Here is a 639-nt window from a genome sequence, read left to right as displayed (position 1 = left end):
GCGAAAAATAGCAGAAAAGCCTCAAAAAACTTGGTAGTTAAAAGAAAAATGCCTATCTTTGCATCGACAAATCCCGCCCGCTTCCCATAAGAACAGCGTACCCAGCGGGACATTTTTTGTATACCTTAATTCCGCAGCACTTTAGTTTAACTTTCTTTATATCATGTCAGATTTTTCACTTACCTTAGTGCTGCAAATCAAGACAAGCAAAATCATCAATGACATGGCAAAGGTACAACAAAAATCTGAGAAAATCAGCGCTTTTGGCGGAATATTTTTCGTTTTGGACAAATTCGACTCTATTCTGTCCTCTGTGATAGACTCACACTTAGGACTTCGCAGTAAGCTGATAGGCTATCAGTACAGCGAGATAATACGGGCCGTCTTCTCCGTTTTCTGCTGTGGTGGCGACTGCATGGAAGACCTCAACCTGTATCTGAAGGACGTGCTTACCGAGCGTCCACATACGCGTGTTCCAAGTGCAGACACGGTGCTGCGCGGCATAGAAGAACTGGCAACGGAGAACATATCATACACGGTAGAAAAGACGGGCAACGTCTATGATTTCAACACGGCTGAGAAACTGAACCAACTGCTCATCAAGCTGTTGCTGGCCACAGGTCAGCTCGCGGAGGGAGG

1 pseudogene is annotated in these 639 nt (G+C 45.4%); it reads left to right on the top strand.

Features of this window, described 5'->3' with window-relative positions:
- Nucleotides 1-223: 223 nt before the first annotated feature.
- Nucleotides 224-639, top strand: a pseudogene (locus tag FOY53_RS22700) (IS1380 family transposase); the annotation flags it as partial.

This window comes from Puniceibacterium confluentis (genome assembly GCF_007923445.1).
In the GTDB taxonomy this organism is placed as follows: domain Bacteria; phylum Pseudomonadota; class Alphaproteobacteria; order Rhodobacterales; family Rhodobacteraceae; genus Puniceibacterium; species Puniceibacterium confluentis.
This window is presented reverse-complemented; position numbering and strand designations above follow the sequence as displayed.